We start from the raw sequence: 12,831 nt of genomic DNA on the forward strand, positions 1-12,831 counted from the left end.
TTTTTCCCGTAAATTCTCCCGTCGCCGCAAAGATGCGTTGTCATTCCTCTGTTCCGGCCTATGGTTGGTATGCTTACAGCTGACACCATGAGCCTTAAAGCCAAGATCGAAGCAGTCATCTACGCGTCCGAAGAGCCTGTTACTCTCGCCCAGCTCACTGGCCTCCTCGGCCACGAGGCACAGGCCGAGCTCGACCACCTCGACGCCGCCCAGCGCACGCTCGCCCTGGACGAAGCCCAGCAGAGCGCGGAGGACGAGGCGCAGAGCAGCCTGGAAGCTGACCCGGACGGTCTCAACGCCGAGGTTCTCTCCGCCGAGGCGGACTCCGAAGCCGCCCCCGAGTCTTCCTCTGAGTCAGAGGAAGCGCAGCCTGCTTTGGAGACTGCCGTTGAAGTGTCGACGGAGTCCGTGGCTCAAGACGCCGGCGAAGAGGAGAGAAGTGAAGTCCAGCCCATTGCAGTCTCCGCCGAGCCGGAGTCCACGAAGGCTAGAGACGACAAGGCCGAGAAGGAACGGGCTCGCCGCCTGCGCGAGTACTTCCGCTCCATCCTTGACTCTCTGATCGCCGACTACGCCAACAGTGGCCGCGGAATCGAGATCCGCGAGGTCGCGGGAGGCTATCGGCTCTCCACCAAGCCGGAGTACCACGACGCCGTGCGCGGCTTCGTCAAGTCGCTCAAACCACCGCTGAAGCTCTCGCTTCAGGCTCTGGAGACTTTGGCTGTCGTCGCCTACAAGCAGCCTGTCACCGCTCCAGAGATCTCGGAGATCCGCGGCGTCGATACGGGCGGCGTGCTGGGCTCCCTGATGACCCGCAAGCTCATCACCACCGCTGGCCGCAAACAGGTCATCGGGCGTCCGATCCTGTACAAGACCACCAAGGACTTCCTCCTCCGCTTCGGCCTCAAAGACATCAACGAGCTTCCCAGCATCGAAGAGTTTGAGAAGATGGCCGGCGAGCTAGCCGATGCCGAGCCGCTCCAAGAGGAGATTCCTATGCCAGATGCGCAGCACGAGGGTCACACGCACCACGCACCAGAGTCCGTAGAGGCTCTCGAGCCGGAACGCCACTCCCACGCTCCGCAGGCCGATGGCAGCCCCGATGCTTCGGACAATCCCCTCGACGACCCCTTGGACGACAACCCGCTCAAGGACGACTTCAGCGATATTCGCGACAGCCCTGAGTCTGATGATCCTGAGGATGACAGCTCTGAGGACGATGCGCCCAACACGGTCTCCACGCCTGAAGGCGATAACGAACAGCCTGCCGACGAGCCTCTGACTCGCGAGACGGACGGTCTGCAGCGCGTTCCCGCCATCGATACCAACAAAGTCTAGCGGCTGCTGGCGGCACGGAGGAGGATGGGACTCCGTCCTCCTCCGTGCCGTGTTTCGTCGCGGATCGTTGGGTTTGTAGACGACAAACAGGCGATAATAGATACAACGCTAGAACAGGCGTCAGAACGACCCGACCGCGATGAGCCGCTCCGCAGTCAGAAAGCCAACAACATGCCCCCCAAGTCATTCTCCGCCCCTAAAGAAGAGGCGCCGCAAGGCGATCGCCTCCAGAAGATCCTCGCCCAGGCCGGGATCTCCAGCCGCCGGAAGGCCGAAGAGATCATCCTCGAAGGCCGCGTCCAGGTGAACGGCACTACTATCACCACCTTGGGCACACGCCACGACGCTGCCAAAGACCACATTCGCGTCGACGGCAAGCTCCTGCATGGCCCTGAGCCTCATCGCTACTTCATGCTCAACAAGCCGCGCGGCTACGTCACGACGCTTGAAGACCCACAGCATCGCCCGACGGTTATGCAGCTTCTGGCCGAGGCTACTCAGAAGAAGGTCACTGGCATTCACGGCAAGCTTCCTCGTCTGTATCCGGTCGGCCGGCTCGACTATCTCTCTGAGGGCTTGCTGCTGATGACCAACGACGGCGAGCTTGCCAATTCGCTTTCCAAGGCCTCGGCTGGCGTCGAGAAGTCCTATCTGGTGAAGGTCAGCGGCGTTCCTTCGGCCAGCGGTCTGGACCAGATTCGCCACGGCATTATGATCGATCGCGGCCGTCTGGACGAGATCCGCAGCGGTCGTCGCGACCGGATCATCACTGCACCGGCCAAGGTCGAACTGGTCCGTGGCGGCGACAATCCCTGGTACGAGGTCACTCTGATTGAGGGCCGCAACCGTCAGCTTCGTAAGATGTTTGAAGAGATCGGCAACCATGTCGAAAAGATCCGTCGCATAGGCTACGGAGCGCTGCGCCTCGACGTTGCGCCGGGTGAGTTCCGCGAGCTTACTCCGGGCGAGGTCCAGGCCCTGGACCGCGCAGCCAAGGGCAAGAAGGTCGTGCCTAAGAAAAAGACTCCTGAGTTTGCGCAACTGAAGGCTCCGGTGAAGAAGCGGGGGACTCCGGGCCGCAGGACCTTTGCCTCCAAGTCCGCCCCTAGCCGTCCCCAGCGACGGCCAACCTCATGAGTTAGAACACGCAGGTTAAGCGTGTGTGACTTTGATGCAGGGGCCCTTGACACCCGTCTGTTACGAAGCCAAAAATACTCCCGCGATTCACAGGGCGGCCGATGACTATCCGAATCGGCGAGCATCCAATGAACTGCAAAGGAGTAACTCAGTGGCAATTGAAAAAGCGACATTTGGCGCCGGATGTTTTTGGGGTGTGGAAACCCGTTTTGGTGAGTTAACTGGTGTTATCGATACAGTCGTAGGATACGAAGGCGGCGACCTCGAACACCCGACCTATAAAGAAGTCTGTACCGACCGCACTGGCCACGCGGAAGTAGTAGAAGTAACCTTCGACAATAGCCGTCTTTCCTACGAGGCGTTGCTTGATACCTTCTTTGCACTCCACGACCCGACGCAGGTCAACCGGCAGGGGCCGGATTACGGTTCGCAGTACCGCAGCGTTATCTTCACCCACTCTGACGAACAGGCCGTCCAGGTACGCGCTCGCATCGCCGAGCTCAGTGCCTCCGGGACGTATCGTCAACCGATTGCTACGCAGGTGTTGCCTTCCACTATCTTCTGGAAGGCAGAGGAGTATCACCAGAGATACCTGGAAAAGCGTGGGATGGTGGCTTGTCACATCTAGTAGCCGCCTGAGTGGCAGGAAGAAGTGAATTGAATTTAATGCGCCACCCAGAACTCTTGGGTGGCGTTTCTCCAGGAATCAGTTCTCACATTATTCATGACTGTTCCTCACATTCTGTGCTAAAGTTGGTATGCACTCTGAATTAAATGAGTGCGGGCATCGCAGGCAAAGACTCCGTTCGATTAGTTTGGGTCTGGCCAGAGACTGCGATTCGCCTTATCCACCGCATAACTTCCGCCTTTTTTGAGCAATACCCTAAAAGGAAGTCGCGCTGGTTGCTCTGGCTGGAAGGTTCGTCATCGGACGAGTCTCGCCGTGCAGCAGCAGCGCTTCGATTCCCGACAGCAATGCTGACTAGATCAATCTATGGTGCTTCGGCACCCCTGCATCCCCCGCCGGTCGATACCCCGGTACTGTGCCGTAAACCAACCCGTCAAAAGGAAAAATCTTGAATTCCGCAACTCTTGAGCCCCAGGCTGAAACCACACCCTTGAACCGTTCCTCTCTCCAGACTGAAGTCCCTGTCGTTCTAAGCCCTGCCGGCCTTCCCATGGTCGCCGATGTCCGCTTCACCGACTTTAATATCTCTGACTCTCTCAAGAATCGCCTCGCCTCCGCCGGTTTTGTCAGCCCGACACCCGTGCAGGCCAAGGCCATTCCGCCCGCGCTCGAAGGCGCAGACATCCTGGCCACTGCCTCTACCGGCACTGGCAAGACGCTCAGCTTCCTCATTCCGATGATCGAGCGCATGGATGCGAACTCCGTGCCCAGCACCAAGGGCAAGCGCGGTCCTATCCGTGCTCTCATCCTGCTGCCCACCCGTGAACTCGCGATGCAGGTTCTCGAGGCCTACGGCAAGCTGGTTCCCAACGCCAAGAACGACGCCGTTCTGGTCTGCGGCGGACTGTCGGAGAACAACCAACTCGATCAGCTCGATCGCGGCCCGCGTCTCGTCGTTGCAACTCCTGGCCGTCTTGAGGACTTCCTGCGCCGCCGCTCGATCAACATCAACTCGGTTGAGATGTTGGTGCTCGACGAGGTCGATCGCATGCTGGACATGGGCTTCCTGCCCGCGATCCGCCGCATCGTCGGCGCGCTGCCGAAGACCCGCCAGACCATGTGCTACTCCGCGACCCTCGATGCGAACATCCGCGAGATCGTCCGCGACTACGTCAACAAGCCAGTACGCGTCGAGATCGGCACCACCTCCAAGCCTTCGGATCGCGTTGAGCTTCGTGTCTACACCGTCATGCAGGATCAGAAGCTTGGTCTGCTCGACCAGATGCTGCGCGAAGAGGAAGGTACCTTCCTGGTCTTCTCTCGTACCAAGCACGGCGCGGACCGCATCTCCAAGAAGCTCGAGAAGCTCGGCCACGATGCGGACGTCATTCATGGCGACCGCAGCCAGTCGCAGCGCACCGCCGCTCTTAAGGGCTTTGCCAACGGCAAGCATCGCGTCCTCGTCGCCACGGACGTCGCTGCCCGCGGCATCGATGTGAACGACATCGCGCACGTCGTCAACTACGACCTGCCCAATGCCTCCGACGACTTCGTCCACCGCATCGGCCGCACCGGCCGCGCGGGCAAGAAGGGCGTCGCTACGACCTTCGTCATGCCGCAGGAGAAGTCCGACGCCCGCAAGCTCGAGCGCGAACTGAAGATCAAGTTCGAGTGGCGCGAAGCTGATAAGAACCTCGAGAAGGAACTCCGCAACCAGCCCGTCGACACCGCAAACAAGGGTCAGGACTTGCTGATGATGGAGACACGCTCCTGGAAGGGTAATGAGCCCGTCTCGGCGATGACCCCCAACCCCAGCCCCTACCGTTCTGCCGGATCTCCCAGTGGCTTCCGCAACCGGGGCAACGGCGGCGGTGGATTCTCCGGTGGCCGTAACTCCGGTGGTGGTGGCCGCCCAGGCAGCAACGGGCGCTCCAGCAGCCGTCCGGGCAGCAGCCGCTCCGGCCCAGCCCGCCGCGGTCAATAACGAACGTGAAGCACGCCTGCTCCGCCAGCCAACCAGCCGCGGAGCAGGCGCTGTTTTAAACCTTAACGAAGAACGTGTTGAGCATATCGACATCGGACAGATACGTATCCAGCCTGCGGATCTTTCCATCGCGGAGAGAGCACACGATGGAAAGGTGCTCATCCAGTACGAGATCTCCACGCCTGGCGGTGTTGTTCAGCGAAAGAGCGACATTATGCTGGCCGAGCAGGATGTGTTTGAGCGCAAGGGTCACTCCATAGTTGACGATCATTTGCGCCCGCTCGATCACAGCTTCCACGCCGCGTGCCTCCCCGGAGATCAGACTTGTTCCGGGCAGACTCCAGAGGATGTCTTCGGTCATGATGGATCGCATCAGCTCCCAGTCTCGGTTGCGTATCGCAGTAAGAAACTGCTGTGCCACATTATTTTTCTCTGTATCGGTAATCATTGCCTCTCCTGCTTTTTTGGTGAGCCATCTTTAGCGAGATGAACGAAGTAGTCGGAACATTAAGCTTTCCATCAGATGTCCTCCGGCGCTATGTCGAGCCATAACATTCTCTGAAACGCTGCGCCATTTATCGCGCCGCAATGCCAAGCCTATAAAATAGGAAGAAATCTATGATCTCCGTCTCCAATGTCACCATGCGCTACGGCTCGAAGCTTCTCTTCGAAGATGTCTCCGTCACCTTCACCACCGGCCGTCGCTACGGCCTCACCGGCCCCAACGGCGCCGGCAAGTCCACGTTCATGAAGTGCCTTACGGGCGAGATCGATCCGCAGAAGGGAACCGTCGTCCGTCCCAAGAAGATCGGCGTGCTCTCCCAGGATCAGTACGCCTTCGACGCCTATCGCGTGATCGACACCGTCATCATGGGCAACAAAGCTCTCTGGGCAGCCCTTGAGGAGCGCGAGATCATCTACAACAAGCCGGAGATGACCGACGAAGACGGCTCCCGCCTTGGCGAGCTGGAAGGCGTCGTCGGCGACGAGGACGGCTATGAGGCCGAGTCCAACGCCGCCGTTCTGCTCCAGGGTCTCGACATCCCTGATGAGCTCCACGAGCGCAAGATGTCCGAGCTGCAGGGCGGCCAGAAGGTCCGCGTGCTGCTCGCCCAAGCCCTCTTCGGCAATCCGCAGGCCCTGCTCCTCGACGAGCCTACGAACTACCTTGACCTCGAGTCCATCCACTGGCTTCAGGACTTCCTGACCCGCTACAACGGCACCGTCATCACCATCTCGCACGACCGGCACTTCCTCAACAACGTCTGCACCCACATCGCCGACATCGACTACGAGACCATCATCACCTACAACGGCGGCTACGACGACATGGTCCTGCAGAAGACCAGCATCCGCACTCGCATCGAATCGCAGAACGAGCAGCGCGAGAAGAAGATCGCCCAACTCAACGACTTCATCGCCCGCTTCTCCGCCGGTACCCGTTCCAGCCAGGTGAACTCGCGTAAGAAGGAGGTAGAGCGTCTCGCCACCAGCGAGCTCGCCCGCTCCAACATCGCGCGCCCCTTCATCAGCTTCAAGATGGAGCGTCCATCCGGAAAGAACGTCCTCGAGTTTGAAAAGGTCAACAAGTCCTACCAGCAGAAGGACGGCAAGACCGAGCACGTTATCAACGACTTCACCGCCTCCGTCAACCGCGGCGACAAGGTGATCCTAATGGGCCGCAACGGGCAAGGGAAGACCACGCTCATCAAGGCGCTGCTGGCCAACGGCCCCGGAATCGAGGAGAAGGACGTCTCGATCGACTCGGGCTCCGTCAAATGGGGGCACGAGGTCTCGATCGGCTACTTCGCCCAGGACCACAAGGGCTCCATCCAACTTGGCATGACCGCCTCGGATTGGCTCCACCAGTTCGACCCCACCGCCACGAAGGAAGATATTCGCGGCATCCTCGGCCAGATGCTATTCAAGGGCGAGGAAGGCCTCAAGAAGACCGATGCCCTCTCCGGAGGAGAAGCAGCGCGTCTCCTCTTCTGCAAGATCATGCTGCAGAAGCCCAACGTTCTGGTCCTCGACGAGCCCACCAATCACCTGGATCTCGAGAGTATCAACGCCCTGAACCAGGCGATCCAGAAGTACGAAGGCACCGTCTTCCTGGTCACTCACGACCAGGACCTCATCGAGGAGGCTGGCACCCGTATCTGGCACTTCGAAGGCGGTCCGACCGACTTCCGCATCACCGACCACAAGGGCCCTTACGAGGAGTACCAGCAACAGCTCGCCATCGCTGCTAAGTAGCGATCAAAACGGCAGTAACAAAGAGGCGAATCTCCGACCGCGAACCGCAGAAGAATCAGGCTCTCCAGAGCACCTGATCCGTTTCTTCTCCGCGCCACCCGCGGTCGGATCTGCGTCCGGACTACAATATCTCCATGTCATCACTCGAACCACAGAAACCTCGCGGCAAGAACGTACTGGGCCAACCTCTCGATACTTGCGGCTGCGAGCCGATGACCGGCTTCTACCGTGATGGCTGCTGCAACACCGGGCCCGAAGACCTCGGCGTCCATACCATCTGCTGCGTGGTCGATGCCCCCTTCCTGGAGGCCTCCAAGGCCCTTGGCAACGACCTCTCCACGCCGATGCCGCAGTACGGCTTCGCAGGCCTCAAGCCGGGCGACCGCTGGTGCGTCTGCGCGGCGCGTTGGCTGCAGGTTCAGCAGGCCGGAGCCGCCTGTCCCGTGGTCCTCGAAGCGACTCACGAGAACACTCTCAAGATTGTTCCGTTCGAAGTCCTGATCCAATTCGCGATCATCCCCAGCCAGTTACATTAATTCTTCAAGCGCGCTTCGCAACAACTTGTTGCCGTTCTTAGCCAACTCATCCCATTGCGCCGGTTAGCCGCTCTGCATGAGCGTTGCCAGATCATGCTCCGCGCCTTTTTCTGCTTGACATCGGGGCTGCGCTGCTAGACCGTAGAAGTACTACAACAATTCAATTTTTCGGTTGAACCCAACGTGCCCCCTCGTTTTGGGGAGGAGCACACGGACTGTACAAGCAGGCGATTCGCCATCTGTTCACACACCGTCTTTGTTATCGGTGTCTTTTAAGGAGACCTCCACTAAATGAAATCCTCTTTCTTCTGTAGGCAGCTGTTCACCCTCGCTGCCACGCTGATCCTCATCTCTGCCGCGATCCCCGCCTTCTCTCAGAACGCAGCTCTCGGTAACATCGCTGGTACCGTCCGCGACACTGCTGGTGCGGTTGTCCCGAACGCCGCAGTCGTCATTAGCAACACCGGCACCGGAGCTACCCGAAACGTCACGACGAATGGCGAAGGCTACTACTCCGCAGACTTCCTCCAGCCGGGCCAGTACGAAGTCATCCTGGGTGGCGGATCCTTTGGCAAGGTCGATCGCAAGAACATCTCGGTCACCGTCGGAAGCACCATTACCGTCGATGCCTCGCTGCCCAACGCTGGTGTCTCGACCGAACTCATCGTCTCCAGCGATGCTCCTCTCATCGAAACTGAAAAGGTAGAGGTTTCTCAGACGGTCGATCAGAACCTCGTCTCGAACCTTCCCGTCAATGGCCGCCGCTACGATAACTTCGTGCTCCTCACGCCCAACGTCGTTCCCGACGGGGCTTCGGGTCTCATCTCTTACCGTGGTATCTCCGGTATCTACAACACCAACCTGATCGACGGCGCTAACAACCAGCAGGCCTTCTTCTCTGAAGCTCGTGGCCGCGCCATCGGCGCTCCCTACGTCTTCTCTCAGGACTCCATCAAGGAGTTCCAGTCTTCCACCTCAGGCTACTCGGCGGAGTTCGGTCAGGCCGCCGGTGGACAGATCAACGCCATCACCAAGTCTGGTACGAACGCTACGCACGGCGACCTGTTCTACTACCTGCGTTACCCCAGCCTCAATGCGCTCGACCCGCTGTCGAAGTTTCAAGGTCGCCAGGCTGGCGGCAATCCCTTCCTGCTGACCCCCACGGTTCACCAGCAGCAACAGTTCGGCGGCTCCATTGGCGGGCCGATCATCAAGGACAAGCTCTTTTACTTCTTCACCTACGACGGCTTCCGCAAGGTCAACCCGCTCCTGTACACCTCCTCGCTCTCTACTGCAGCGCTGAACGCATACGCCTGTCCCGCTGCAGTCAGCACCGCACAGTGCAACGCAGTCAAAACATTCATTTCGGCTCAGCAGGGTGCAGCCTCACGCAATCTCAAGCAGGATATCTTCTTCCCGCGTCTCGATTACCAGCTCAACCGCAACAATCACCTGAGCGCAGAATTCAACTGGCAGAACTACAACCTGCCCAATGGCTATACCACCTCCGCCACTTCGAACAACAGCTCGGTCAGCACCAACGGCCGCGCGGACTTCCATGAGCGCATCTTCGTTGCCAACTGGGAGAGCGTCGTCTCCTCCCGCTCGGTCAACGCAGCACGCTTTCAGTTTGCTCGCGACCTCGAAGTTACGGGTTCTAACGCACCTGGTCCAAACGTATCCATCTCGGGAATCACCGCCTACGGCGAACCGAATGCCCTGCCTCGTCCCGCATTTCCCGATGAGCATCGCTGGCAGGCTGCGGATACCTTCTCGACCACTCGCGGAAACCATACCTTCAAGGTTGGTGTCGATATCAACCTCATTCACGAACAGATCAGCAACCTCTTTCAGGGTGGTGGACTCTATACTTATTCCCTGCTCACCGGGCAGTGCCTTAACGCACAGGTTCTCGGTTGCACTCCCATCACCGACTCCACCTATGGCGCCTTCGTAAACTACGTGAAGGATATCTACGGCATCAACTACGGAACCGATACCGGACGGCACTACTCCAACTTCACCCAGGTCAACGATCCCATCACGGGTAAAGGTGCAGACGACTTCTGGAACAAGGACCTCGCAGCCTTTGCCGAAGACTCCTGGAAGATCAGTTCCAAGTTCCTCTTCAGTGCAGGTATTCGCTACGACACGCAGCTTGTGCCTCAGCCTCCCCGTCCCTACACCACCAGCGCAAATGGTCAGCCTAGCCCCTTCGGCAACTCTGTCACGAACTTCATCAATACCAACTACAAGATGATCCAGCCCCGTTTGGGCTTTGCCTGGTCTCCGTATACGGGAACCGTGGTTCGCGGTGGTTACGGCATCTTCTACGGACTTAGCAGCAACTCAACCTTCTACGCCACTCGTGTTGAAAACGGCGTCTTCCAGCAGCAATATAACTACGCTGTGAGCACCTCTCCGGCAGCCGCGGGAGTGAAGCCCGCAACCTTCAGCTATGCGGCTGGCGCACCTCAAAATGTGGGTCTCCTCTTTACTCCCCCGGGACCTCCTATCGCTGCTCCGTTTCCAGGCGCTCTTGCTCCCACCATCCAGACGCCTGGTGGCTCGCAAACCTTTGCCTTCCGTGGCCAGGATAAGCACTTTACGAACCCCTATACTCACTCCTTCGATCTCGCTGTGGAGCAGGAGTTGCCGTTTCATGTCAGCCTCACGCTCTCTTATGTCGGGACGCGCGGCATGAAGCTTCCGTACTTCATCGACTCTAATCTGCCCAAGGCCAACCAGACCCGCACCTACACGGTTACAGAGGCCAACGGCACAACCTCACAGGTGACTGTCCCGTTCTATGCAACTGTTGCAGCGGGTGGGAACCCTCGTCCTTCGCCGAATGACGGCATCATTCTCACCGGCTTCAGCGGCATCAACTCCTGGTACCACGCCATGGCGACCAGCATTCGCAAGCCCATGTCTCACGGCCTCGAATTGCTCGTCAACTACACCTGGGCCAAGGCCATCGACGGCAGCCAGGTCTCCGGTCAGAACGGTACCTTCAACGGCACCAACACCATCCTCGATCCTTTCAACCTGAAGAATCCGGGCAGTCTGACGGAATACACGCGTTCCGACCTGGACATGCGCGGTCGTTTCGTAGGCAGCATCGTTTACGCGCCGACCTTCGCATTGCCCAATCGCTACGCTCGCATCGCGGCGAATGGTTGGTCTTTCTCGGGTACCGCTACCGAGCAGACCGGGCTGCCGCTCACCGCCAATATGTCCGGAAATGTCACCAATGGTATCGATGGCGGCGTGACCGGAGCTGAGGTCAGCCTCTTCGCCTCCAACAGCTCGGGCCGTGCTCCTCAGATTCGCCGCAATGCGATTCCAGGACCCGGCATCCGCAATGTGGACGCACGTATCTCGCGTGATATCAGCATCCATGAAGGCATCAAGATGCAGTTCTTTATGGAGGCTTTCAACGTTGCCAACCGTCGTCAGATCATCAGTCAGAACACGACTGCCTATCAGTTCACCGGCGCGACCACAATCGGCGTAGCCCAACAGTCCACACCGTTCGGAACTCCAACCAGCACCAGCAGCACCCTGTACGGCCCACGCCAGCTCCAGTTCACCGCGAAGCTGTTCTTCTAACTATCACCTGCGTACTACATGGCGGTTCCGGTTATTTCCGGGACCGCTTTTGTTTGCTCTTGTGACGATATGAGGGGGAGGGGAGAGATGGTGCGCCCGAGAAGATTCGAACTTCTGACCTACAGCTTCGGAGGCTGCCGCTCTATCCAGCTGAGCTACGGGCGCGTAGTTCTAGCCTAGCACGATACGATACCTGTCCCGCAACCTCTTCAGGCGGTTGACAGTCCACACTGCGACGCCTCAGCATCTATCCAGTTGCATCCCCCTTAACCCGCAAGCCTCAGAAAGAGAGAACACGATCTATGCGCCACCGACTCCTCGCCCTTCTTGCCTGTAGTGCCCTCCTCGCTCTACCCGCCGTCGCTCAGGACAAGCCACCTGCCAGCCCTCCTGCAACCGCCAACGTCACCCTCGCCGGTAAAGAGGTCACCATCAAGTACGGCGCTCCCTCGATGCGCGGCCGCAAGGTCATGGGCGGGCTCGTTCCCTATGGAGAGGTCTGGCGCACCGGCGCGAACAACGCTACCTCCCTCGTTACCTCCACCGACCTCAAGATTGGCACGCTCACCGTGCCCGCCGGCGCCTACACGCTCTACACCCTGCCCACCGCGACCGCCTGGCAGCTCATCGTCAACAAGCAGACCGGCCAGTGGGGAACCGAATATACCCAGGGGATGGACCTCGGACGTACTCCGCTGACAGGCAAGGCCTTATCCGCGTCTCAGGAGGTCATGTCGATCTCCTTTGAAAACACCAAAGGGAAGACTACCGAGCTCCACATCAAATGGGAGAACACGGACGAATACGTCACTGTTACTGCCAAATAAGTCCCAAAGAAACAGAGTAAGGGCGGAGTGTTCGTTCAGTAGCTAAAGAAGCCGCTACCAATCAAGGTAGCGGCTTCTTTAGCTCTACTGTTTCTATCCATCCGCTCCATTACGCCCGAGCCGATTCACGTTGCGATCGAAGAACAGATACATCACGTTGCGAGAAGCTTAGAAGTTCAGGATCTCTCCGACTCCGTCCGCGTATGCTACCGATCCGCCCTCGGGGCCGGCGATGTCTTCGAGGCGCAGTGAGCAGCGGACGCTTGCGCCGCTCTCGAAGGCGATCTCGACTGCCTCGCCTTCTTCCGCTGAGGCTGCGGAGACGCTCTCGCCGATTACGGCGCATAGCACGTCGCGGTACTCCGGTTCGCCGAAGGCGTAGGAGCCTTCCTCGCGGAAGACCTCGGGCCACTCATAGAACGTCACCAAAGGGCCGTCGAAGCGGAGCTGGACGTAGTCCTGAATGAACTCGACTGCGGCCAGCTCCTGTCCAATGATTGCTTCCAACTCCAT

General features: G+C 59.0%; 10 protein-coding genes and 1 tRNA gene. 8 read left to right on the plus strand and 3 right to left on the minus strand.

All coding sequences use genetic code 11. The features are described from left to right. Positions 1–87 precede the first annotated feature (87 nt). From scpB to HB393_RS04030, 4 genes are all read left to right on the plus strand, one after another. Positions 88–1,338 (plus strand): SMC-Scp complex subunit ScpB, encoded by a 1,251-nt coding sequence (gene scpB, locus HB393_RS04015; RefSeq protein WP_213803865.1) that lies wholly within the window; start codon positions 88–90, stop codon positions 1,336–1,338. Between the two features lie 171 nt (positions 1,339–1,509). Then, positions 1,510–2,475: a pseudouridine synthase gene (locus tag HB393_RS04020; RefSeq protein ID WP_213803866.1), complete on the plus strand. Its 966-nt coding sequence runs from the start codon at positions 1,510–1,512 to the stop codon at positions 2,473–2,475. 151 nt (positions 2,476–2,626) lie between these two features. Then, on the plus strand, positions 2,627–3,103 hold the full coding sequence (gene msrA, locus HB393_RS04025) for a peptide-methionine (S)-S-oxide reductase MsrA (RefSeq protein ID WP_213803867.1): 477 nt from the start codon (positions 2,627–2,629) through the stop codon (positions 3,101–3,103). Positions 3,104–3,551: 448 nt separating this feature from the next. After that, positions 3,552–5,087, plus strand: a complete 1,536-nt coding sequence (locus tag HB393_RS04030) for a DEAD/DEAH box helicase (protein ID WP_255550775.1) — start codon at positions 3,552–3,554, stop codon at positions 5,085–5,087. 55 nt (positions 5,088–5,142) lie between these two features. On the opposite strand, the gene HB393_RS04035 is transcribed toward HB393_RS04030, so the two are convergent. Continuing rightward, a complete protein-coding gene (locus HB393_RS04035; protein WP_213803868.1) occupies positions 5,143–5,535 on the minus strand; it encodes a nuclear transport factor 2 family protein in 393 nt (130 codons plus the stop codon). Positions 5,536–5,705: 170 nt separating this feature from the next. Between HB393_RS04035 and HB393_RS04040 the strand changes: the two genes are divergently transcribed. The 3 genes from HB393_RS04040 to HB393_RS04050 all read left to right on the plus strand — a co-directional run bounded on the left by HB393_RS04040 (position 5,706) and on the right by HB393_RS04050 (position 11,491). Then, a complete protein-coding gene (locus HB393_RS04040) occupies positions 5,706–7,343 on the plus strand; it encodes an ABC-F family ATP-binding cassette domain-containing protein (RefSeq protein ID WP_213803869.1) in 1,638 nt (545 codons plus the stop codon). A 134-nt stretch (positions 7,344–7,477) separates the two neighbouring features. After that, positions 7,478–7,879, plus strand: a complete 402-nt coding sequence (locus tag HB393_RS04045) for a DUF2237 domain-containing protein (RefSeq protein WP_213803870.1) — start codon at positions 7,478–7,480, stop codon at positions 7,877–7,879. 291 nt (positions 7,880–8,170) lie between these two features. Further along, positions 8,171–11,491, plus strand: coding sequence for a TonB-dependent receptor (locus HB393_RS04050; protein WP_213803871.1), 3,321 nt, complete (start codon positions 8,171–8,173; stop codon positions 11,489–11,491). 88 nt (positions 11,492–11,579) lie between these two features. Here HB393_RS04050 and HB393_RS04055 read toward each other — a convergent pair. Further along, positions 11,580–11,656, minus strand: a tRNA-Arg gene (locus HB393_RS04055). A gap of 137 nt (positions 11,657–11,793) precedes the next feature. On the opposite strand from HB393_RS04055, the gene HB393_RS04060 reads away from it, so the two are divergent. Beyond that, a complete protein-coding gene (locus HB393_RS04060; protein WP_213803872.1) occupies positions 11,794–12,318 on the plus strand; it encodes a DUF2911 domain-containing protein in 525 nt (174 codons plus the stop codon). 168 nt (positions 12,319–12,486) lie between these two features. Here HB393_RS04060 and HB393_RS04065 read toward each other — a convergent pair whose 3' ends face one another. Further along, positions 12,487–12,831 (minus strand): hypothetical protein, encoded by a 345-nt coding sequence (locus HB393_RS04065; protein WP_213803873.1) that lies wholly within the window; start codon positions 12,829–12,831, stop codon positions 12,487–12,489.

Origin of the sequence: Granulicella sp. dw_53, from assembly GCF_018449545.1 — a bacterium.
Lineage (GTDB): Bacteria > Acidobacteriota > Terriglobia > Terriglobales > Acidobacteriaceae > Edaphobacter.